The organism is Chthoniobacterales bacterium, assembly GCA_018883245.1.
GTDB lineage: Bacteria > Verrucomicrobiota > Verrucomicrobiia > Chthoniobacterales > JACTMZ01 > JACTMZ01.
Window position 1 is genome coordinate 119,075 of record VEQL01000003.1, and the last position, 20,429, is coordinate 139,503.

At 63.7% G+C, this 20,429-nt stretch carries 18 protein-coding genes and 1 tRNA gene; 8 read left to right on the top strand and 11 right to left on the bottom strand.

The window, feature by feature from the left end:
* Nucleotides 1-4 precede the first annotated feature (4 nt).
* Both FGM15_01990 and FGM15_01995 read left to right on the top strand, forming a co-directional pair.
* Nucleotides 5-3,151 carry an efflux RND transporter permease subunit gene (locus tag FGM15_01990; GenBank protein MBU3664638.1) on the top strand — a complete coding sequence of 1,049 codons (3,147 nt, stop codon included), beginning with the start codon at nucleotides 5-7 and terminating at the stop codon, nucleotides 3,149-3,151.
* Nucleotides 3,148-3,573 carry a hypothetical protein gene (locus FGM15_01995; protein ID MBU3664639.1) on the top strand — a complete coding sequence of 142 codons (426 nt, stop codon included), beginning with the start codon at nucleotides 3,148-3,150 and terminating at the stop codon, nucleotides 3,571-3,573. Before FGM15_01990 ends, FGM15_01995 begins: the two co-directional genes overlap by 4 nt.
* A 21-nt stretch (nucleotides 3,574-3,594) precedes the next feature.
* Here FGM15_01995 and FGM15_02000 read toward each other — a convergent pair whose 3' ends face one another.
* Genes FGM15_02000 through rpmE form a run of 6 tightly spaced genes read right to left on the bottom strand, consistent with a single transcriptional unit; the run spans nucleotide 3,595 to nucleotide 9,481 of the window.
* A complete protein-coding gene (locus tag FGM15_02000; protein MBU3664640.1) occupies nucleotides 3,595-4,764 on the bottom strand; it encodes a class I SAM-dependent rRNA methyltransferase in 1,170 nt (389 codons plus the stop codon).
* Nucleotides 4,765-4,769: 5 nt separating this feature from the next.
* Entirely contained in the window at nucleotides 4,770-5,945 is a 1,176-nt protein-coding gene (locus FGM15_02005; GenBank protein MBU3664641.1) for a KamA family radical SAM protein, read from the bottom strand.
* Nucleotides 5,946-5,964: 19 nt separating this feature from the next.
* On the bottom strand, nucleotides 5,965-7,224 hold the full coding sequence (gene murA / locus FGM15_02010) for a UDP-N-acetylglucosamine 1-carboxyvinyltransferase (GenBank protein ID MBU3664642.1): 1,260 nt from the start codon (nucleotides 7,222-7,224) through the stop codon (nucleotides 5,965-5,967).
* Nucleotides 7,217-8,068: a peptide chain release factor N(5)-glutamine methyltransferase gene (gene prmC / locus FGM15_02015; protein MBU3664643.1), complete on the bottom strand. Its 852-nt coding sequence runs from the start codon at nucleotides 8,066-8,068 to the stop codon at nucleotides 7,217-7,219. Before prmC ends, murA begins: the two co-directional genes overlap by 8 nt.
* A 51-nt stretch (nucleotides 8,069-8,119) precedes the next feature.
* Complete coding sequence (prfA, locus tag FGM15_02020; GenBank protein MBU3664644.1) at nucleotides 8,120-9,196, bottom strand: peptide chain release factor 1; 1,077 nt, start codon at nucleotides 9,194-9,196, stop codon at nucleotides 8,120-8,122.
* A gap of 60 nt (nucleotides 9,197-9,256) precedes the next feature.
* Nucleotides 9,257-9,481 carry a 50S ribosomal protein L31 gene (gene rpmE / locus FGM15_02025; protein ID MBU3664645.1) on the bottom strand — a complete coding sequence of 75 codons (225 nt, stop codon included), beginning with the start codon at nucleotides 9,479-9,481 and terminating at the stop codon, nucleotides 9,257-9,259.
* Nucleotides 9,482-9,583: 102 nt separating this feature from the next.
* On the opposite strand from rpmE, the gene FGM15_02030 reads away from it, so the two are divergent.
* The gene (locus FGM15_02030) at nucleotides 9,584-11,764 is read left to right on the top strand and encodes an ATP-dependent RecD-like DNA helicase (GenBank protein ID MBU3664646.1); all 2,181 of its coding nucleotides are present in this window, start codon (nucleotides 9,584-9,586) and stop codon (nucleotides 11,762-11,764) included.
* Here FGM15_02030 and FGM15_02035 read toward each other — a convergent pair.
* From FGM15_02035 to FGM15_02045, 3 genes are all read right to left on the bottom strand, one after another.
* On the bottom strand, nucleotides 11,748-12,650 hold the full coding sequence (locus FGM15_02035) for a mannose-6-phosphate isomerase (GenBank protein MBU3664647.1): 903 nt from the start codon (nucleotides 12,648-12,650) through the stop codon (nucleotides 11,748-11,750). The genes FGM15_02030 and FGM15_02035 overlap by 17 nt on opposite strands.
* Nucleotides 12,651-12,676: 26 nt before the next feature.
* Entirely contained in the window at nucleotides 12,677-13,348 is a 672-nt protein-coding gene (locus FGM15_02040; GenBank protein MBU3664648.1) for a ubiquinone/menaquinone biosynthesis methyltransferase, read from the bottom strand.
* Nucleotides 13,349-13,357: 9 nt separating this feature from the next.
* Nucleotides 13,358-13,439, bottom strand: a tRNA-Leu gene (locus FGM15_02045).
* Between the two features lie 99 nt (nucleotides 13,440-13,538).
* Between FGM15_02045 and sppA the strand changes: the two genes are divergently transcribed.
* From sppA to bioB, 5 genes are read left to right on the top strand one after another with little or no spacing between them, the layout of a single operon-like run.
* The gene (gene sppA, locus FGM15_02050) at nucleotides 13,539-14,540 is read left to right on the top strand and encodes a signal peptide peptidase SppA (GenBank protein ID MBU3664649.1); all 1,002 of its coding nucleotides are present in this window, start codon (nucleotides 13,539-13,541) and stop codon (nucleotides 14,538-14,540) included.
* The gene (locus FGM15_02055) at nucleotides 14,537-15,328 is read left to right on the top strand and encodes a CPBP family intramembrane metalloprotease (protein MBU3664650.1); all 792 of its coding nucleotides are present in this window, start codon (nucleotides 14,537-14,539) and stop codon (nucleotides 15,326-15,328) included. Before sppA ends, FGM15_02055 begins: the two co-directional genes overlap by 4 nt.
* Nucleotides 15,325-16,227 (top strand): thiamine-phosphate kinase, encoded by a 903-nt coding sequence (thiL, locus tag FGM15_02060; protein MBU3664651.1) that lies wholly within the window; start codon nucleotides 15,325-15,327, stop codon nucleotides 16,225-16,227. The genes FGM15_02055 and thiL overlap by 4 nt, the downstream gene beginning before the upstream one ends.
* The gene (locus FGM15_02065) at nucleotides 16,224-16,826 is read left to right on the top strand and encodes an HAD family phosphatase (protein MBU3664652.1); all 603 of its coding nucleotides are present in this window, start codon (nucleotides 16,224-16,226) and stop codon (nucleotides 16,824-16,826) included. The genes thiL and FGM15_02065 overlap by 4 nt, the downstream gene beginning before the upstream one ends.
* Nucleotides 16,827-16,864: 38 nt before the next feature.
* Nucleotides 16,865-17,827 (top strand): biotin synthase BioB, encoded by a 963-nt coding sequence (bioB, locus tag FGM15_02070; protein MBU3664653.1) that lies wholly within the window; start codon nucleotides 16,865-16,867, stop codon nucleotides 17,825-17,827.
* A gap of 3 nt (nucleotides 17,828-17,830) precedes the next feature.
* On the opposite strand, the gene FGM15_02075 is transcribed toward bioB, so the two are convergent.
* Nucleotides 17,831-18,976: a glycosyltransferase family 4 protein gene (locus FGM15_02075; protein ID MBU3664654.1), complete on the bottom strand. Its 1,146-nt coding sequence runs from the start codon at nucleotides 18,974-18,976 to the stop codon at nucleotides 17,831-17,833.
* A 3-nt stretch (nucleotides 18,977-18,979) separates the two neighbouring features.
* On the bottom strand, nucleotides 18,980-20,368 hold the full coding sequence (gene miaB, locus FGM15_02080; protein MBU3664655.1) for a tRNA (N6-isopentenyl adenosine(37)-C2)-methylthiotransferase MiaB: 1,389 nt from the start codon (nucleotides 20,366-20,368) through the stop codon (nucleotides 18,980-18,982).
* Between the last annotated feature and the right edge of the window lie 61 nt (nucleotides 20,369-20,429).

The window sequence follows — 20,429 nt, forward strand, 5'->3', positions numbered from 1 at the left end:
TCCCATGTTCGACCGCCTCATCGCCTTTTCCGTGCGCAACCGCCTGCTGGTGGTAGTCGTGGCCGCCCTGCTCGCGGCTTACGGCGGCTATGTGCTGACGCGGATTCCGGTCGATGTGTTTCCGGATCTGAACCGTCCGACGGTCACCATTTTCACCGAAGCGCCCGGTCTTGCGCCGGACGAGGTGGAGCTTCTTGTCACCGTGCCGCTCGAGACGGCGGTGAACGGAGCTGCCGGCGTCGAGCGCGTGCGCTCCATGTCGGGCATCGGTTTGTCGCTCATTTTCGTCGAGTTCGGTTGGGAGACGGATATTTACCGCGCGCGCCAGATTGTCGGGGAAAAAGTGGCGGAAGTGACGCCCTCGTTGCCGCGAGAGGCGCGGCCGTTTCTCGGCCCGGTGTCGTCGATCATGGGGCAGATCATGGCCATCGGTCTGACCAGCGAGAACCCCGCGGTCTCGCCGATGGAATTGCGCACCTTGGCCGACTGGGATCTGCGGCGTCGGCTCATGAGCATCCCCGGCGTGTCTCAGGTCACGGTGATGGGTGGTGACGTCAGGCAATACCAGGTTCTGGTCGATCCGGTCAAACTGGCTGCCAACCACGTCTCGCTCCATGAGGTGCAGACGGCCATCGACGAATCCAACGTCAATTCCTCCGGCGGGTTCCTGCCCGACGCGCACTCGGAAATGCTCATCCGCAATCTTGCCCGGGTCGAGACGGCGGACGACTTGGCCTCGACAGTGGTCAAGGTTTTGCCCGATGGCTCGAAGATATTACTGGGGCAGCTGGCCGAAGTTCGCGAGGGGCCGGCTCTGCACAAGCGGGGCGATGCCGGGATCGACGGCAAACCCGGCGTCATCCTCACCGTGCAAAAGCAGCCCGGCGCCGACACCGTTTCATTGACCCGAAAAATCGAAGCCGAGCTGGAAGTCATTGCGGCCAGTTTGCCGGAGGGAGTGCGCGTGCATGCGGATATCTTCCGGCAGAGCAACTTCATCGAGCGCGCCGTGCACAATGTCGTGGAAGCCCTCCGCGACGGCAGCCTCATGGTGGCCATCGTTTTGTTCATTTTTCTCCTCAACTTCCGCACCACCGCCATCACCCTCACGGCCATTCCGCTTTCTTTGCTGGTCACCTTCATCGTGTTCAAGCTCTCGGGACTCGGCATCAATACCATGACTCTGGGCGGTCTGGCCGTGGCCATCGGCGAGCTGGTCGACGACGCCATCGTCGATGTGGAAAACGTCTTCCGCCGACTGCGCGAAAACCGCCATGCCGCGCAGCCGCGTCCCGTGCTCGACGTGGTCGTCTCGGCCTCGCGCGAAATCCGCAACTCCATCGTCTATGCCACCGTTCTCGTGGTCCTTGTGTTCCTGCCGCTCTTTGCCCTGCAGGGCATCGAAGGCCGCATCTTCACGCCTCTGGCCATCGCCTACATTGTCTCGATCCTGGCCTCTCTGATCGTCTCGTTGACCGTGACCCCCGCGCTGTGCGCGCTGCTCTTGCCGCGCATGAAACGCATGGAACACAGGAGCGACGGATGGCTGGTGCGGCGCATCAAGGCCGCCGAGGCGCGGTTGCTCGATCTCGGCTTTGCCGCACCCAAGCGCGTTTATCTCGCGGCTGGCGCGCTCTTCGCCGCGGCTCTGTTTACCTTGCCGAGTTTGGGTCGCGAATTTCTTCCGGAGTTCAACGAGGGCAGCATCACGGCCTTTGTCGTGTCCGCGCCCGGAACATCACTGGAAGAGAGCAACCGCATCAGCCGGATCGCCGAGCAGTTGCTTTCCGGAGTTCCCGAGGCCCGCACCATTGCGCGTCGCACCGGGCGTGCGGAGGGCGACGAACACGTGCTCGAGGTCAATACTACCGAGATCGAATTCGAGTTGGAGCCGTCCGATCGTTCGAAATCCGAAATACTTGCCGACATCCGCGAACGTTTGTCCGCCTTGCCCGGCGTGGGAGTGAGTGTCGGCCAGCCCATTTCGCACCGAATCGACCATTTGCTCTCCGGCGTGCAGGCGCAGATCGCGATCAAGATTTTCGGAGATGATCTCGAGGAGTTGCGTCGCTTGGCCGCCGATGTGCGCGATGCAGTGAGCGGGGTGCGCGGTCTGACCGATATCCAAATCGAACGCGTCACCCTTGTGCCGCAAGTCCACGTGCGTTTCGACCGGACCAAGTGCGCCGCCTACGGTTTGCGACCTGGCGAGGCCGCTCTTTACACCGGCATGGCCCTGAAGGGCGTGGAAGCAACCGAGGTGCTCGAGGGCCAGCGGTCCTTCGACGTTGTGCTGCGGCTCACGGATGAAGCCCGGCAGGATCTCGACGCCATCCGCAACATCCCGATCGACACACTCAGCGGTGAACTCGTTCCGCTGGGTTTGGTCGCCGAAGTCTCGGAGGCGATGGGGCCGAACATGATCAACCGCGAGAACGCGCAGCGGCGCATTTACGTCTCGGCCAACGCCGCGGGGCGCGATCTGGTTTCCACGGTGCAGGAAGCGCAAAGGGCCGTGGCGGCAAAAGTTGTGTTTCCCGAGGGATACTTCGTGACTTATGGCGGTCAGTTCGAAAGCGAGGCCGGTGCCTCGCGGCTCATCCTTTTGCTGGGGGCGTTCAGTCTGGCTGCCATGTTTTTCGTGCTCTACATGCAGTTCCGCAGCACCGCTTTCGCCGCACAAGTCATGCTGAACATCCCCCTTGCTTTTGTCGGTGCGGTCTTCGGCGTGAAGTTTTTCTCCGGCGGCGTGCTTTCCGTGGCATCGCTCGTCGGTTTCATCGCGCTCACCGGCATTGCCGCGCGCAACGGCATTATGATGATCACCCACTATCTGCACCTGATGCGGGAGGAGGGGATGAAGTTCGACCGCGCTATGATTGTGCGCGGGACTCAGGAGCGCGTCGTCCCGGTTCTGATGACCGCCCTCACTGCGGGTCTGGCCCTTTTCCCGCTGCTGCTCGGGGCGGACCAGCCGGGCAAAGAAATCCTGCATCCCGTGGCGGTGGTGATCTTTTGCGGACTTTTCAGCAGCACCCTGCTCGATCTGGTGGTGCGTCCGCTTGTTTTCTGGCAATACGGTCGCCGCGCAGCGGAGCGGTTGGTGTCGCAAGCTTTCACCGGAAAACCGACAAACACCCGAACATCATGAAAAACCTCGTATTTATCGTCACATCCATCTTCGCGCTCGCGCTGTGTCTGCGCGCCGGAGAAAACCACGACCACGGCCACAGCCACGAACACATTGCCATCCCGCCGACCTTGCCAGAGGTGCGCGTCGAGATTGCTGCGCAACAGAAAAAGCTGTCCGAGTCCCTGGCCGCACGTGATGCCAAAGCCGCCCACGAGGCGACAGATGTGATGGCCGCCTTGGTGCTGGCCATTCCGGGAAAAGCGGAGGGGTTGGATGAAACAACCCTGCAGCGACTCAAAGGTATGGCAAGCAACGCGGCCAGGGCCTGGGGGAATGTGGCGCACGACGCCGAGCATGGCGACTATGACAAAGCCGGACGCGAAGCGGTCAAAGCGGATGCCGCCTATCGGCTCATCGAGGCAAGACTGGCGAGGCAGTGATGCAAGGCGGGGGAAGGCGGGCTATCGCCCCGGGGCCATTTCGAGAAGGTGGCCTTTGAGGTAGGAGGATTCGGGGATGCCGAGGATGACGGGGTGGTCGGCGCGCTGGGTGTAGCTCGCGCGGAGGCGGGCGGTTTTCCTGGCATCGACCATGGCATCGCGGATGACGTCGAGGAAGATGGCGTCGCTGACGTGGTGGGAGCAGCAGAAGGTGGCAAGCAAGCCGCCGTTGCCGAGGAGCTGGGCGGCACGGAGATGGATTTCTTTGTAGCCGCGGAGGGCATCGTTCAACCGCGCGCGGTCGCGGGTGAAACTCGGCGGATCAAGGATGATGAGGTCGTAGGCTTCGCCGCGGCTCACCGCGGTTTTCAGCCAGTCGAAGACGTTGGCTTCGGTCACATTCAAGCGGACGTTATTGCGTTTCGCGTTGGCTTCGATGGTGGCGCAGGCGTCGGCGGAAATATCGAGGGCCGTGACTTCGCTTGCACCGGCCAGGGCGGAGGCAAGGGCGAAACCGCCTTGGTTGCTGAAGCAGTCGAGAACGCGTTTGCCTTTGGCGAGCTGTGCCACGAGGGCATAGTTGTCCGCTTGGTCGAGGTAGAGTCCGGTTTTTTGTCCGCCGGGGAGATCGATGCCGAAATTTATGCCGCCGAGAGGGACCTCGAAGGGCCCGGGGGCTTTGCCGCGAAGGATCGAGGTTGTCAGTTCGAGGCCCTCGGCTTTTCGCACCGGTGCGTCGTTGCGCTCGATGATGCAGGTCGGCTTGAGAATTGCTTCGAGGGCATCGGCGATGAGATCTTTGCGCCGATCCATCGCGAGGGTGAGCGTCTGCATCACGACGCAATCCCCGTAGCGGTCGAGGATGACTCCCGGGAGTCCGTCGCTTTCACTCCAAACTTCGCGGCGGGCTCGGGGATCGAGGCCGAGCTTGTCGCGGTATTCCGATGCCATTGCGATGCGGCGCGCGAAAAAATCGCCATCGAGGTCTTGGCGCTGACGCGAGAATCGGCGGGCGGGGATTTTGGAGCGGCTGTTGTAGATCGCGCTGCCGACAAAGCGGTCTCGCTGGTCTTTCAGTCCGACCACGGAGCCGTCCTCCGGATTTCCGGTGACTTTGAGAACCTCGTTGTCATGGACCCAGTCGTGTCCGTGAAAAACGCGCGCACGGGGGCGGACGATGACGTTCGCCATACTGTTCAGTATTCGAGGATGGCCTCGGGGCGGACCACAGCCGAGGTGTCGCCCGGTTTTTCCGGATATTCGAAGACGCGGCCCTCGTAGTTGCGCAGGACAATTTTTTCTTTGTCGTGATAGAGGACGTATCCGGGGCTGACCGGCACTTTTCCGCCGCCGCCGGGGGCGTCGATGACAAACTGGGGCACGGCGTAGCCGGTGGTGTGGCCGCGCAAAGCCTCCATGATCTCGAGTCCTTTGGCCACGCTGGTGCGCAGGTGCGCCGAGCCGTGGATGAGATCGCACTGGTAAAGGTAATACGGACGCACGCGGCAGCGCAGGAGTTTGTGGATGAGCGCGCGCATCGTGTCGGCGTCGTCGTTCACCCCGGCGAGCAGAACACTCTGGTTGCCGAGAGGGATGCCGGCGTCGGCGAGGCGTCCGAGCGCGTCGCGCACCTCGCTGGTCAGTTCGCGCGGGTGGTTGACGTGCACGCTCATCCACAGCGGGTGGAATTCCCGGAGCATCGCGCACAGTTCCGGCGTGATTCGCTGGGGGAGGAAGATCGGGACGCGCGAGCCGATGCGGAGGAATTCGATATGCGGGATGGCGCGCAGTCGTGAAAGAATTTTCCGGAGCTTGTCGTCCGAGAGCAAAAGCGCGTCGCCTCCGGAAAGGAGGACGTCGCGGACTTCGGTGTGTTTTCCCAGATAGTCGAAGGCCTGCTCGAAATCGGTGTCCAAATCCTGACCAGAGGCGCCGCTGACCACGCGGCTTCGCGTGCAATAGCGGCAATAGCTGGCACAGCGGCTGGTGACGAGGAACAGCACGCGGTCGGGATAGCGGTGCACCAAGCCCGGCACCGGCATGTGGGAGTCCTCCCCGCAGGGGTCGGCCATTTCGCCCGGCTTCACCGTGGCCTCGCCCGGCAGAGGGATGACCTGGCGGCGTATCGGGCAGTCCGGGTTGTCAGGCTCGATCAGGTTGAAGTAGTGAGGGGTGACGGCGAAAGCCAGCTTGTGCGAGGTGAGCAGCAATCCTTCGCGCTCGGCCGGGGTGAGGCGCAGGTGCTTGTCCGCCTGGTCGAGCGTCATTACGCGGTTGCGCAACTGCCAGCGCCAGTCGTTCCACTCGGCTGCGGGTGTGCCCGGCCAGAAGCCCGGCGCGTGGCTGGCGAATTCGCGTTCGGGTGCGCTCATGGATGCGACGTTCGACGATTCAGGCGACAACGCGTTCAATCCGTGCCCCGACATCGTTGAGTTTTTCGTCGATGTGCTCATAGCCGCGGTCGATGTGGTAAACGCGGTTGATTTCGGTGATGCCCTCCGCAGCCAGGCCGGCCAGCAGAAGGGCGGCCGACGCGCGCAGGTCGCTGGCCATCACGGGGGCGCCGCTGAGTTTCCCGTTGCCGGAGATGACAGCGGTCGGGTGCTGGAGTTTTATCTGCGCCCCCATGCGGGAAAGTTCGGCCACGTGCATGAAGCGCTGCGGAAAGACGTGGTCCGTCACCACGCTCACGCCGGGCGCGCGGACGAGGAGGGCGCACATTTGGGCCTGCATGTCGGTCGGGAAGCCGGGGTAGGGGCTGGTCTCGAGGTGCAGCGGCTTGACCGCGCCGTTCGGACGGATGGTGGCGGATCTTTGCGTAGTCTCGACGTGGAAACCGGCGCCGCGCAGGGGTTCGATCACCGCGTCGAGATGGTCCGGGCGGACATTGTTCACGGTGAGTTCCTCGGCCGCGATGGCCCCTGCCACCAACATGGTGCCGGCCTCGATGCGGTCGGGAATCACCGTGTAATCCGTGCCGTGCAGTTCCTTCACGCCTTCGATCGTGATGTGGCGCGTTCCGGCGCCGCTGATTTTCGCGCCCATGGAAACGAGGAAATTGGCCAGATCGACGACTTCGGGTTCCTCGGCGGCGTCGTGGATTTCCGTGACGCCGTCGGCTAGCACCGCGGCCATCATCACGTTGTCCGTGCCCAGCACCGTGGTGCCGTGGGTGCCGCGCATGTTGACTCCGTTGCCGCGCAGTGCGGGGGCAAAAAGTTTGACGTTGCCGCCCTGCACGCGCACGGCCGAGCCGAGCGCCTCGAATCCGCGCAAGTGAAGGTCGATGGGGCGGTCGCCTATGACACATCCTCCGGGCAGCGACACGCAGGCCTCGTGTTCGCGTCCGAGGAGCGGGCCGAGCACACAGACCGAGGCGCGCATTTTCCGGACCAGCTCGTAAGGCGCCTCGGTGCGGATTTTCTCCGCCTTGATGCTGACGGTCCCGCTGGCCCGTTCCACTTCACAGCCGAGGTGGCTGAGGATGGTGAGCATGTAGTGGATGTCGCTGAGGTCGGGCACGCCGCGGATGACGCAGCGTTCGCGGGTGAGGAGTGCCGCTGCAAGGATCGGGAGGGAGGAATTTTTCGATCCGCTCACGCGCACCGAGCCGCGGAGTTTGTGCCCGCCGTGAACGAGAATTTTATCCATGGAAGCCGAGCGCGAAGCGCGGGATGTTTTGATAATCCGTCTGCACGGAAATGTCGCGCAATTTGCGCTGGTTCATCAAGGCGCCCACTGCATCGGCTTGTCCCGCACCGATTTCCATCAGAATCGCCCCGCCCGGCGAAAGGCGCTGCCCGGCCGCATCGACCAGTCGCCGGATGATATCCAAGCCGTCGGCGCCACCGTCCAAGGCTGTTACCGGGTCATGGCGGACCTCACCCGGGAGAGCGGCGATTTCGGCTGACGGAATGTAGGGAAGGTTGGCGACAACAAGGTCGGGCGCGGTGTCTTCGTCCGGCAGCAGGTCGGCCGCGGAGAAAACCACGCGTGCGGAAACACCGTGCCTTGCGGCATTCTCCGCTGCGAGGGAGAGAGCCTCGGCGGAGATGTCGGTTGCGCGCACGTCGGCATCCGGAATCTCCAAAGCCATGGTGATCGCAATGACGCCGCTGCCGGTGCCGACATCGAGAACTTTGCGTGCACCGCGATCTTTGGCGATCCGCAGGGCGATCTCGACGAGCTGCTCGGTCTCGGGGCGGGGAACCAGGGCGCGTTTGTCGCACAAAAATGTCCGGCCGTGGAATTCCACCGTGCCGAGGATGTGTTGGAGCGGCTCGCGCGCGCCGCGGCGCTTGATCATCTCGCGGAGCGGCGCGCGTTCCGCCTCGCCAAGCGGCCGGTCGAATTGGAGGTAAAGCTCCATGCGCTTCAGGCCGAGCACATGGGCAAGCAAGTGCTCGGCGTTGAGGCGGGGGCTCTCGACGCCTCGACCCGCGAGATAGGACTCCGCGCCGCGGAGGACTTCCAAAAGTGGAAGGGTGTCAGGCATGGCGATTTGTCGCCGGAGAATGCTTCATTCCAAGAAGCACGGCTGCCGTTTTCATGCGAGCCCGGCCTCGGTCAGGCGGTCCTGCATGTCCTGCTGTTGCAAGGCGCCGACCATCTCGTCCAAGTCGCCTCCGACGAAACGGTCGAGGCTGTAAAGCGTGAGGCCGATGCGGTGGTCGGTGACGCGGTTCTGCGGGTAATTGTAGGTGCGGATCTTTTCTTCCCGTCCCGCGCGTCCGATGAGACTGCGGCGGTGGGCCGAATATTTCGCTTCCTCCTCGTTGCGTTTGTCCTCGAGCAGCCGGGTGCGCAGGATCTCCAGCGCTGCGGCCTTGTTTTTTTGCTGCGAACGCCCGTCCTGGCAGCGGACGATTTTTCCAGTCGGAATGTGTAGGATTTGCACCGCGGAGTCGGTGGTGTTGACCCCCTGTCCTCCGGGTCCCCCGGACCGGCAAACTTCGATGCGCAAATCTTGTGGGCGCAGCTCGATATCGACCTCCTGCGCCTCCGGAAGCACGGCGACCGTCGCGGTGGAGGTGTGGATGCGGCCCTGCGCCTCCGTGGCCGGAACGCGCTGGACGCGGTGCACCCCGCTTTCATAGCGCAGGCGGCGGAACACCGACTCGCCCGTCACTTTGAAGATGACTTCCTTGAACCCGCCGAGGCCGGACGGGCTGGAGTCGACCGGTTCGACGCGCAGGCCGTGCGACTCCGCGTAGCGCTGATACATGCGGTAAAGGTCCGCGGCGAAAAGCGCGGCTTCGTCACCGCCCGTGCCGGCGCGTATCTCGACGATGGCGTTGCGTTCCTCGCTTTCGTCTGGCGGCAGGAGGGCGAACTGGATCTCGCGCTCGAGCGAGGCGATGCGATCTTTCATCTGCGGGATTTCCACCGCGGCCATCTCCGCCATTTCGGCGTCGGTCCCTGCGGCGATTTCCGCGTTTTCCACCAGCTGAGTGCGCAGGCGTGCCGCTTCATCATCCGCCGCGGCCAGTTCCTTGAGCCGCGCGTGCTCGCGCATCACGTCGCGCGCCTTGGCGGGGTTGGTGTAGAAGTCGTCGGAATGGACCAATTTCTCCAACTCGGCCAGGCGCTCGCGTTTTTTGACGATGAGCGGGGCGAGATCCATGGAAAGAAAAACGGCGACCGGCCGCGGTGCGGCGCGATCACCGTGTCAGGCGGATACCAGCTAAGCCTTTTTGACGCGGGCGGCTTTCACCGAACCGTAGCGCCGCGAGAATTTTTCCACGCGGCCGGCGGTGTCGATGAATTTCTGCTCGCCGGTGAAGAACGGATGGCAAGCCGCGCAAATGCCGATCTTGATGTTCTTGCGGGTGGAGCGGGTGTGATAAACCGCCCCGCAGGTGCAGGTGATCGTGGTTTCGGCGTAATCAGGATGGAGACCGGCTTTCATGAAAATCGAGAAGACTGGCCAAAATACCGCCATCTTCCGGCCTCTGGCAAGGAAAAGCCGCCCCCATATTGCCGATGCGGCATGGCGCTGGCAGGATAAGGCGTGCCTACCCACTCGCGAGAACCCGCCGACGGGCTGTCCGGCCTGGTCGAGCGCGTGACTTTCCACAACGAGGATACCGGGTTTGCGGTGCTCAAGGTGAAAGTCAAGGGACGGCGCGGTCTGGTGCCGGTGGTCGGGGCGGTAGCCGCCGTTTCCCCGGGTGAATGGATCACCGCCGAGGGGCATTGGGAGCGGAATCGCGACCATGGCATGCAACTGCGCGCGGCGACCATCCGTTGCCAGCCTCCGAACTCGCTCGAAGGCATCGAGAAATACCTCGGCAGCGGGCTGATCCGCGGGATCGGTCCGGTTTACGCGAAAAAGATGGTGGCAAAATTCGGGACCGAAATTTTCAACATCATCGAGAACGCCTCGGCGCGGCTGCAGGATGTCGAAGGCATCGGCGCGGGGCGGCGGCAGCAGATCAAAGCGGCATGGGCCGAGCAGAAGGTAGTGCGCGACATCATGGTTTTTCTCCACGGCCACGGCATCAGCACGAGCCGTGCGTTGCGCGTTTACAAACTTTACGGCGAGGAGGCCATCGCGCGGGTGCGCGCCAATCCCTACCTGCTCGCGCGCGACATTCCGGGCATCGGTTTCAAGTCGGCTGACGCCGTGGGTGCGAAGCTCGGCTTCGGCCATGATTCCATCCTGCGCGCGCGCGGCGGTTTGCAGCATGTTTTGTCCGAGGCCACCGGCGAGGGGCATACGGCATTGCCGGAAAGGTTGCTCCTTTCCGCCGCCGCGGAACTTCTCGGGGTGGATGAAAGCGTGGTGGCCGGCGCTCTCGAACGCGAGATCGCTGACGAGCAACTGGTCGCTGAAAAGATCGCCGGGGAGTCCATGGTGTTCCTGCCGGCTTTGCACGCCGCGGAGGTCGTGGTGGCCGGAGCCATGCGAAGGCTCGGGGCAGCTCCGGCGAACTATCCGCAGATCGATTTCGACAAAGCGCTCGTCTGGGTGCAGGAAAAAACCGGGAAGACCCTTTCGCCCAGTCAGGTCGAAGCCCTCCGCCGTGCGCTCGGCTCCCGTGTGTGCGTGGTCACCGGAGGCCCGGGTGTCGGCAAAACAACACTGCTCGACAGCCTCCTGAAAATTCTCGCCGCCAAAAAAGTGAGGTTCCAGCTCTGCGCGCCGACTGGACGCGCGGCCAAGCGGATGGGCGAGTCCACCGGTTGCCAAGCGCAGACGATCCACCGCCTGCTCGAGGTTTTTCCGTCCGGCGGCTTCAAGCGTGGCACAAAACATCCTCTCGATACCGACCTTGTTGTGGTGGACGAGTTTTCGATGGTCGATGTGCAGCTCATGGCCTCGCTTTGCCGCGCTTTGCCCGCGCGGGCTTCGCTCATTCTCGTGGGCGATCCGGACCAGTTGCCGAGCGTCGGACCGGGATCGCTTTTGTCGGACATCCTCGCCAGCGGGGTGGTCCCCTCGGTGCGGCTGACGGAGATTTTCCGCCAAGCCGAGGCCAGCTCCATCGTCCGCGTCGCACACGACGTGCGTCACGGGCGCATGCCCGATGATCCCGAGGAAAAAGGCGGCGACTTCGCGTTCATGCACCGCGAAGAGCCGGAAGAAATCGCGGAGCTTGTGCTCCGGCTCGCGCGCACCGAGATCCCGCGCCGGCTCGGACTCGATCCCGTGCGCGACGTCCAAGTCCTTGCCCCCATGCACCGCGGCAGCCTCGGGATCCGCGAACTCAACACCGCCCTGCAGGCCGCGCTGAATCCGCCGCGCCAAGACCGCGCCGAAGTCGAGCGCTTTGGAACGAAATTCCGCACGGGCGACAAAGTTCTCCAGACGCGGAACAACTACGACAAAGAGGTCTTCAACGGCGACATCGGACGTATTTCCTCGATCGATCCGGAAGAGCGCCAAGTCGCCGTGGATTTCGACGGACGGCGTGCGGTTTACGAATTCGGCGAATTGGACGAGATCGAGCCGGCCTACGCGATCAGCATCCACAAAAGCCAGGGGTCGGAATTTCCGGCGGTGGTGATTCCGCTGGCCATGCAGCATTTTCTGCTCCTGCAGCGCAACCTGCTTTACACCGGGATCACGCGCGGGAAAAAGCTCGTCGTGGTGGCCGGTCAGCGCAAAGCGTTTGCCACGGCCGTGCGGCAGAATGACACGCGTCGCCGGCACGGGGGATTGCTGGCGCGGCTCAAGGAATCGTCGTGACCAGAACGGCGCAGCGACCTTCCGCGGGCGCGACGGGCGGCGCGCCGGAGGCCGGAAGCAGGAAAAAGTCGCCCGGCGCGAACGACCGTCCACCGCACTCCGCGCGTCCTCCGACCACCGTCACGATGGAAAAATCGCCCGGTTGCCGGAGCTCTTCCGGTCCCGACAGGATTTTTTTCGCAACGTGGAAATGGTCGCACTCCGCCACCGTGCCCGATTCGGCATGGGTGAGAGGCGGGGCGAAGTCGGCGAAGTCCGTGGAAACCATCGACTCCTCGAGGTGGAGTTCGCGTGGTTTGCCGTCGAGGCCCGCGCGGTTCCAGTCGAACACGCGGTAAGTCGTATCGCTGTTCTGCTGGATCTCGACGATGATGTTGCCTTCCCCGATGGCGTGGAGCCTTCCGCTCGGGATGAAAATGCTGTCCCCCTCGCGCGTCGGCAAGATGTGGAGGCATTGTTCGACGTCCCCGGCACGCAACTTTTTCTCGAACTCCGCGCGCGTGGTGCCCGGCGCAAGCCCGGCGTAGATGCGGCTTCCGGCATCGCAGGCCAGAAAATACCACATTTCCGTTTTTGGTTCGCCTCCGAGACCGGCTGCCACCGAGGCCGGCGGATGGACCTGCACGGAAAGCCGGTCGCGCGCATCGAGCAATTTGCAAAGCAGAGGAAAACGCGGGCCCGCCGAAGCGTGGCGTTCGCCGAAGATTTCCGCGCGACGCATCGTCCAAAGTTCGTGCAGCGTCTTCCCGCGCAGCGGACCGTCCGCCACCGCGCTTTGCGCCTCCGCCCGATCGACGATTTCCCAAGACTCGCCGATCGGGCTCTCCCCGGGGAGTGAGCGGCCGAGTCTGGATGACAGTTCGCGCCCGCCCCAGACGCGTTCCATGTAGAGCGGCACAAAAGAAACCGGGTTCATTTTTGCGCAGTGTAGATCGACACGACGCCCGCAGCGAGCGGGATGCAGCGGGGGTCGCGGAAACCGCAATCCGAGACGAGCGTTTGCATGGACTCGCCGGAGGGGAACGACTCGATCGACTCCCCGAGATATACGTAGCCGGCGCGGTTGCCGGTGATGATGCCCGCGGCCAGCGGCAGGATGCGGTGGAGGTAAAAGCGGTAAGGTGCGGCGAGCGGCGGACGCGGCATGGAAAAATCCAGGACCAGCAGATGCCCTCCGGGTCCGAGCACGCGCCGCATCTCGCGCAGGGCTCCGGGCCACGATTCCATGTTGCGCAGTCCGAACGCGACGGTGACGGCATCGAACGCATTGTCGGCAAACGGCAAGCGTGTGCCGTCGGCCGCCACGAGGGATTGCACGCCTTTGCGCGCCGCGATTTTCAGCATCGGCAGGCAGAAGTCGGCGCCGATGACATGCGCATCGGGCAGCGATTTCTTCAGCGCCAGCGCCAGATCGCCGCTTCCGGTCGCGAGATCGAGCACGCGGTGGGGGTGCCAGGAAGACACGATGCGGACCGCGCGTGCGCGCCAGAAAAAATCGAGGCCGCCGGACAGCAGGTGGTTGGCGAGGTCGTAGCGCGCGGCGATCGCACTGAAAATTCCGCGGACCTTGGCGGGGTTTTGCATCGTGAAAAATGCTCACGAGAGGACTCGAACCTCCACGGGTCACCCCATGCGCTTCTGAGACGCACGCGTCTGCCAGTTCCGCCACGTGAGCAGCAGGAAATTCCAAAATGCACGGCCGCATGATGCTTGTCCACCGGGAAGTGTCGCGCGGCGGCTTGTCACGGCCCGCGACCTCGGCAATCTTGGAGGCATGAAGAAATCCGGATGTGCGCTCCTGGCGGTTTTTCTCGCCCTTTGCGCGAGCATGTTTTTCAACCTCGTCCTCATCGGTCTCCTGGGTGCGGGCGGCGCGGAAAACATTGCCTCCAGCCACTCGTTTCCGCCGGAGTTGCGTGAAATGGTCGTGGAAGAAGGCGATCCTTCGCAGGGAAAAATCGCGGTCATTCCCGTTCAAGGGGTCATCCAGACGGCGGATGCGAGCGAGTGGGGAACCTCGATGGTGGACGACATCAAGAAGGCTCTGCGTGTGGCGGCCGCGGACGACAACGTGAAAGCGGTGGTTCTTTCCATCGACTCGCCCGGCGGGGAGGTCACAGCTTCCGACATCATCTACAACGAGGTCCTCAAGGTGCAGAAAGAGAAGCCCGTGGTGGTGGCGATGTCCTCGCTCGCCGCGTCCGGCGCCTACTACATCGCGTGCGCCGCCGACTGGATCGTGGCCAACGACACAACCTTCACCGGAAGCATCGGCGTCATCATCCAGTCGCTCAATTACGAGGGGCTCTTCGACAAGGTCGGGCTCGACGAGGTGGTTTTCAAAAGCGGCAAGTTCAAGGACATGCTCAGCGGGGCGCGGCCGATGACGCCGGAGGAGAAAGCTTACATCGAGGGCATGGTGAAGCAGGTTTACGAGCGGTTCCTCGGCATCGTTGCGCAGTCGCGGGATCTGGATGCGGGCAAATTGCGCGAAGGGATTGCGGACGGCCGCATTCTCACGGGCAAAGACGCGCAGCAGGCGGGGTTGGTCGATCAGCTCGGCTATATCGAGGATGCTTTCGACAAGGCCCGGAAACTTGCCAAGGTGCCGGAGGCCGAGGTGATCCGCTACGAACCTTCGCTCAATTTCTCGCGTCTGCTGCATCTGCTCGGGGCAAGCGCGCAGTCGCGCCTTCAGCTCAATGTCGGACCCGCCCCCGCCTTCCGTCTCCAGCCCGGGCGCGCCTATCTGCTGCCCGAGTTCTACGCGTGGTGAGCAACGCCGGCACCTGGGCGGCGGTTGCCGGGCTTGTGCTGCTCACCGCGGCCGGCCTGCGTTTTTACCTGCCGCTCGCACGCGAGGTTTTTGTCCTGCGGCGCGGGTTGGTCGGCACGGATTGGGTGCGTTGGAGCGATGCGGCGGTTGCGATTCTGCTCGGCGCATGGCTCGTGTCCCTCGGGCGTGATGCGTTGCTTTCGAGCGGGGAGCGGAGCATCGAATTCCGTTCTCTGGTCACCGGGGCGCTGGTTTACGGCGCCGTCGTTTTGTTTTTGCTCGGCGGTTTCATTTACCGCGACCTCTCCCCGATGCGTGTGTTCGGACTCGCAACCAGCCCCTTTTTCCGCGCCCTCGGGCAGGCCCTGCTCGCGCTTGTGGCCGCATACCCCGTCCTGATGCTCGTTCAGTCCATGGTTTACGGCGTTTCCGGAGGCGATCCGAGCATGCAGGATGTCGTGCGTTTCCTCCAGGAATCGCAGTCGCCGCGCGACCGGTGGGCCGTCCTTCTCATGGCCGTCGTCGTCGCCCCGGTCGCGGAGGAAATCATTTTCCGCGGTTTCCTTTATCCCGTCGGCAAAAAATTCGGCGGGGCCTTCGTGTCGGCCCTGCTCACGAGTCTTCTTTTTGCCGCGTTGCACGGGCATGCTCCCTCCGTCCCGGCGCTTTGCACCTTGGCCCTGTGTCTTGTCCTCGCCTACGAAAAATCCGGATCCCTGCTCGTCCCGATGATCATGCATGCCGTGTTCAACGCGATCTCGGTCTCGGCTATTTTGCTCCTGGCATGAAATCCGCCCGTCTTTCCGGTGAAGACGCACTCGTTGCGCGCATCGCACGATTTGTCGGCGTCAAAGATCCGCGCCTTGTGGCGGGAATCGGGGACGACTGCGCGGCGGTGCGCACGTCCGCGGGCGCAAGGTTGCTTCTGCTCAAGACCGACTGCGTGGTCGAGCGGCGGCATTTCCGTGCTTCGGATGATCCCCGCGCGGTCGGCTGGAAGGCCGCTTGCCGCGCGGTGAGCGACATCGCGTCCTGCGGCGGCGAACCGCGCTGGGCGGTGGTGACGTGCGTCCTTCGTCCCGCGCACGGCGGCCGCTGGGTGGACGACTTTTATCGCGGCATGCAGAAAGCCGCGAAGCGGTTCGGATTCTCCGTCGTGGGTGGTGAACTTGCCTCGACCGATGGTCCGGCTGTGCTGAGCGTGGCGATGGCGGGGGAGGTTGCGCCGCGCGATTTTGTCACCCGCGGCGGCGGAAAGCCCGGCGATGTTCTTTTTGTCAGCGGCGCGCTGGGTGGCTCGCTGGAATCGGGCTGGCACTTGCGTTTTGTCCCGCGGCTCGAGCAGGCCCGGTGGCTTGTGCGCCATTTCCGGGTGCGGGCCATGATGGATTTGAGCGACGGGCTGGCCGCTGATTTGCCGCGGTTGGCTTGCGCCAGCGGCACGGGATTCCGCGTCGATCCCGGCCTTGTTCCGCGCCGGCGCGGCGCTTCGCTGCGCCGAGCGCTCGGCGAAGGCGAGGACTTCGAACTGCTTTTCGCCGTTGCGCCCAATGTGGCGTCGCGCCTGGCCACAGCTTGGAGGCGGAAATTTCCGCGGCTGCGTCTGACCCGCATCGGAGAACTCGCTCCTCGCGGCGTTGCCGAGGGGCTCGGACATGCCCGGGGTTTCGATCATTTCAACCGTTGAAACCGGAAGCTTTCATTTTTGACATCGGCAATGTGCTCCTGCGCTTCGATTACGGGCGCGCCTGGGAGAGTCTCCGCGCGCGGGGGGCGATGATGCCGGACCCCGCCGCCGTCGAAGAGTTGGCGAAGCGATACGAACGTGGCGAGGTTGCACGGACCGAATTTCTCGGGCGGCTCGCGGGCTTGTTCTCGCACAGTGTTTCCGCGGCGGAGCTGACGGCGGCATGGCAGGACATTTTCGAGCCGAACGAGCCGATGTGGAAGACGGTCGCGCAACTGTCGGACGATTACCCGCTTTATCTTCTTTCGAACACCAACTGCCTGCAGCACGACTTCATCGTGGAGCGGTATCCGGTCTTCGGCCGCTTCCGCGACGGTGTTTTTTCCTATCGGGCCGGGATGCTCAAACCCGAGGCCGGGATATTCCGTGAGGCGATCCGGCAATTCGGCGTGCGGCCGGAGACAACCGTCTATCTCGACGACCTCGAACCGAATGTCGCCGCCGCCCGTGCCGAGGGACTGCGCGCCTTCCATTACCATCCGGACCGGCATGCGCAGTGTATCGGCTGGCTGCGCGGCGAGGGTGTGCAATGCGTTTGACTTGGGTCGGCACGGATTTACGCTCGCACCCGGTGAAAATGACGTTCGACCGTTTGCGGCAAATTTACGACCGTCCGTTTTTCGAGCTGATCGAGGAAGCGCGGCGGATCCACAAAAAGCATTGGCCCGGGCAGGAAGTGCAGCTCTGCACTTTGCTGAGCATCAAGACCGGCGCGTGCAGCGAGGACTGCGGCTACTGCTCGCAAAGCGCGCATCACGATACCGGGGTGAAACCGCAACCGCTGATGTCCACCGAGGAGATTCTGCCCCATGCGCGCGCGGCGAGGGAAAACGGCGCCACGCGGTTCTGCATGGGCGCGGCGTGGAAGGGTGTGCGCGAGGGTGACCGCCGGTTCGAGTCCGTGCTCGATACCATCCGCGAAGTCAGCAAGCTGGGCATGGAGGTCTGCGTGACGCTGGGACAACTCAACGACGCCGAGGCGAAAAAACTCAAGGAAGCCGGCGTCACGGCCTACAACCACAACATCGACACCTCGCCGGAGCATTACCGGAAAATCGTCTCCACCCACACATTCCAGGACCGCCTCAACACCATCTCCGCCGTGCAGCGCGCGGGGATGTCGGTCTGCTGCGGTGGCATTCTGGGCATGGGTGAAACGGTGGACGATCGCCTGCGCATGCTCGAGGTTCTGGCCAATTTCGATCCGCCGCCGGAAAGCGTCCCCATCAATTGCCTCGTGCCCGTGGAAGGCACGCCGCTCGAGGATGCGCAGCCGGTGAAAATTTTCGAACTTGTGCGGATCATCGCCACCGCGCGAATCGCTTTGCCTCACTCGAAAATCCGGCTTTCCGCCGGGCGCACTTCGATGAGCAAGGAAGGTCAAGCGCTCTGCTTCTTCGCCGGTGCGAATTCGTTTTTCTACGGGGACAAGCTGCTTACCACGCCCAACCCGGACGAAAACGAGGATCTCGACCTGCTCTCGACGCTCGATCTTGAACCTCTCCAACCGCACTCGCCGGCGTCGGTGCCGGTGGCCTGAGTTTCAGAGCGCCAGTTCCGCCACGCGCCGCGCGAGTTTTTCCGCGCTGAAATATTCCTCGGCCATCTGCCGCGCCGAGGCTGCGTGGTGCGCAGGGGCTTCGGCGATGCGTTCCAGCGCGCATGCCGCCCCGCGCGTGTCGGTGAAGCGCAAAAGGCCGTCGCCTGTGGGCAGTCCGACGGGACCGGTGTCCTGCACGACGCAGGGTCTTCCGCTCGCGAGGTAGCAGACGGTGCGGTCGCTGATCCACCCCGTGTCCATTTTGACGTAGCCGGGTTTGGCCACGCCGAACTCTCCCGCGCTCCCTTGGATGTAGCGGCGATAGTCGCCCGGAGTGGAAGAAACATCGTGGCTGTGGACGACGCGCCATCCCAGCGAGCGCAGACGTTCGGTCTCGGTCGCGTTGTCGCGTCCGAAGCACAGCGCCAGCTCGAGCGCAGCCGGGGTGTGCGACGGCAAATCCAGCAACGGTTCGAATCCCGCGCGCTTGGAGTTGTCATAGAACCCGCCGTCGCGCAGCGTGATGTATTCCGCGGCGTCCCAGTGGGAGATGGCGGTGAAGGCGGCATCCCGGGGAGCCGGAAGCACGGGCCACGAGGGAAGGTGCACAGCGGGACGCACCTGCTCCCATCGCAAACCGAGCTGCGGAACAAGGGGGTTGGACGGTTTGATGTTGCCGCCCACGGTGACGTAAACGTCGTGCGGCGCGACGGTGAAATAGCCGTTGTCCACCCAGTGATGCAGGAGCCCGGGGTCGATATCGACGAGAACGGAACGGCGGAAAGCGCCGACCGGCGCGGCCGGGAAACCGTAGCGGAAGTTGACGAAAAGGTCCGCGCGGTCCTTGCATTCGTGGAGGCTCAATGCCCCGAGTTCCGGAAGCCCGGCCAGCGGGCCGCCGTCCTCTTTGCAAAGTGCGATATGGAAGTGCGCTTCTTCGGTCGCCAGGCGGCGGCGCAGCGCGATCACCGCGCGATGCAGAGCGTCGGTCGCGCGGAATTTGTCGCCTACGGGTTCGAGCCAGATGACATGGAACCCGGCTGCGTCGAAGCCGAGTGCCCAGTTGTAGTAGCACCAGAAATGCCCTCCGCCCTCGGGATAGCCGAGCGTTTGCGCCAGGAGGCAGACAACCGGGCGGCGGCCTTCCATGGCTCAGGCGATCAGCGCGACGTGCCCGCGCTCCGCGGGTCGCGGGTTGGCCGCGTAAAGGGTGAAACCCGCGGTCTCGGTGATGTCGATATCGACCAACTCTCCTGCCAGGCGGTCCGGTCCTTCGAAAACGGCGATCTTGTTCCCCCGCGTGCGTCCGGTGAGGCGTGCATCGTTGTGGCGGCTGGAGCCGGTGCACAGCACCTCGACGGTGCGCCCGACCATGTCCTGCAACTTCTGCTGCGCGTGACGGTTCACTACGGAAAGCAGATCTTGGTTCCTCTCCTCCCTGACCTCCTCCGGCACCTGTGCATGCATTGTTGCGGCCGGCGTGTCTTTGCGCGGCGAGTAGCGGAAGACAAAAGCATTATCGAAGGAAATCTCGTCCGCGAGCGTGCGCGTGGCCGAGTAGTCCTCGTCGGTCTCGCCGGGAAAGCCCACGATGATGTCCGTGGTGATCGCGATATCCGGGCGGGCGGCGCGGAGTTTGCCCACGAGCGCACGGAACTTGTCCGCCGTGTAACCGCGGTGCATGGCTTTGAGGATCCTGTCCGAACCCGATTGCAACGGCAGATGCACGTGCTCCGCGAGCTTGGGCAGACGCGCGAAACACTCGATGAGGTCTTCGCGGAATCCGATTGGGTGGGGGGAGGTGAAGCGCAGACGCTCGAGCCCCTCCACCTCGTGCACCGCCTCCAGCAACTGGACGAACGGGCTGTGCCCGCCGACCTTCGGGAATTCGTGGCGTCCGTAAAGATTCACGATCTGTCCCAGCAGAGTGACTTCCTTGCATCCGCGCCCCGCGATTTCGCGCACTTCGCCGACGATGCTTCCAATCCGCCGGCTCCGCTCGGCCCCGCGGGTGTCGGGCACGATGCAGAATGTGCAGCGCATGTTGCAGCCCTGCATGATGGAAACAAAAGCGCTGGCCGGGACGGACGCATGATCCCGGATCGTTTCCTGCGAGCCTGCCTCCTCGTCCGTATCGACGATGGAAAAGCGCGGGTCGTCGATCGCGCTGTCATGCGCCATCTTGCGGCGCAGGATCGCGTCCACATGGTCGGCCACGCGGTGGAATTTCTGCGTGCCGACGACAAGGTCGAGGTGGGGGATTTCGGAAAGCAAAGACGAGCCGCGGCTCTGGGCCATGCAGCCGAGAAACCCGAAGACCGTGTGCGGGCGCTTTTTCTGCAGGCGGCGCAACGTTCCCATCTTGCCGAGCGCTTTCTGCTCGGCCATGTCGCGCACGCTGCAGGTGTTGAGCAGCACGACGTCGGCGTCGCTCGCATCATCGGTGACCTCGTATCCGCGCGCCACGAGCATCTGCGCGACCTGCTCCGAGTCGCGCTCGTTCATCTGGCATCCGTAAGTCTTGAGGAACACCTTGGGCATCGCGGCCGCAAACATACGGATGACGAGCGGTCATTTCCAGCGCGGCTTGCTTTTTGCCGCG

What these genes read in the sequence shown, in the direction of transcription:
- prmC (MBU3664643.1), bottom strand. Translation starts at nt 8,068, where the DNA reads ATGCCTGACACCCTTCCACTTTTGGAAGTCCTCCGCGGCGCGGAGTCC.
- FGM15_01990 (MBU3664638.1), top strand. Translation starts at nt 5, where the DNA reads ATGTTCGACCGCCTCATCGCCTTTTCCGTGCGCAACCGCCTGCTGGTG.
- rpmE (MBU3664645.1), bottom strand. Translation starts at nt 9,481, where the DNA reads ATGAAAGCCGGTCTCCATCCTGATTACGCCGAAACCACGATCACCTGC.
- FGM15_02005 (MBU3664641.1), bottom strand. Translation starts at nt 5,945, where the DNA reads ATGAGCGCACCCGAACGCGAATTCGCCAGCCACGCGCCGGGCTTCTGG.
- sppA (MBU3664649.1), top strand. Translation starts at nt 13,539, where the DNA reads ATGAAGAAATCCGGATGTGCGCTCCTGGCGGTTTTTCTCGCCCTTTGC.
- bioB (MBU3664653.1), top strand. Translation starts at nt 16,865, where the DNA reads ATGACGTTCGACCGTTTGCGGCAAATTTACGACCGTCCGTTTTTCGAG.
- thiL (MBU3664651.1), top strand. Translation starts at nt 15,325, where the DNA reads ATGAAATCCGCCCGTCTTTCCGGTGAAGACGCACTCGTTGCGCGCATC.
- murA (MBU3664642.1), bottom strand. Translation starts at nt 7,224, where the DNA reads ATGGATAAAATTCTCGTTCACGGCGGGCACAAACTCCGCGGCTCGGTG.
- prfA (MBU3664644.1), bottom strand. Translation starts at nt 9,196, where the DNA reads ATGGATCTCGCCCCGCTCATCGTCAAAAAACGCGAGCGCCTGGCCGAG.
- FGM15_02000 (MBU3664640.1), bottom strand. Translation starts at nt 4,764, where the DNA reads ATGGCGAACGTCATCGTCCGCCCCCGTGCGCGCGTTTTTCACGGACAC.
- FGM15_01995 (MBU3664639.1), top strand. Translation starts at nt 3,148, where the DNA reads ATGAAAAACCTCGTATTTATCGTCACATCCATCTTCGCGCTCGCGCTG.
- FGM15_02035 (MBU3664647.1), bottom strand. Translation starts at nt 12,650, where the DNA reads ATGGAACGCGTCTGGGGCGGGCGCGAACTGTCATCCAGACTCGGCCGC.
- miaB (MBU3664655.1), bottom strand. Translation starts at nt 20,368, where the DNA reads ATGCCCAAGGTGTTCCTCAAGACTTACGGATGCCAGATGAACGAGCGC.
- FGM15_02075 (MBU3664654.1), bottom strand. Translation starts at nt 18,976, where the DNA reads ATGGAAGGCCGCCGCCCGGTTGTCTGCCTCCTGGCGCAAACGCTCGGC.
- FGM15_02040 (MBU3664648.1), bottom strand. Translation starts at nt 13,348, where the DNA reads ATGCAAAACCCCGCCAAGGTCCGCGGAATTTTCAGTGCGATCGCCGCG.